Raw genomic sequence first — 281 nt, forward strand, 5'->3', positions numbered from 1 at the left:
TACAAGCCGGCGGAATACTACGTCGTTGAAAGTCACTATCCGAAATATGTCTGCCCGGCTTGTAACAAACTCGTTCAGGCAAAAAGTCCCAAGCGCTTGCTGGGGCAATCACCGTTCGGTGAAGATGTGATTGCGCAAATCGTTGTCGCAAAATTCTCTGACTTTCTCCCGTATTATCGCCTGGAAAACATTACGGAGCGCGCCGGGCATCGAATTTCGCGTCAAACGATGCATAAACGCATGGAGGAGTTGAGTGACAAGCTGCTGTGGCTGAATCTGGC

Annotated in this window: 1 protein-coding gene; it reads left to right on the forward strand. The window is 50.2% G+C overall.

Features of this window, described 5'->3' with window-relative positions; genetic code table 11:
• Window positions 1-281, forward strand: a 281-nt coding sequence (locus tag K7H91_RS25950) for an IS66 family transposase (protein WP_230722902.1), incomplete at both ends; no start/stop codon positions are given.

Source organism: Martelella mediterranea (genome assembly GCF_021021415.1).
GTDB lineage: Bacteria > Pseudomonadota > Alphaproteobacteria > Rhizobiales > Rhizobiaceae > Martelella > Martelella mediterranea_C.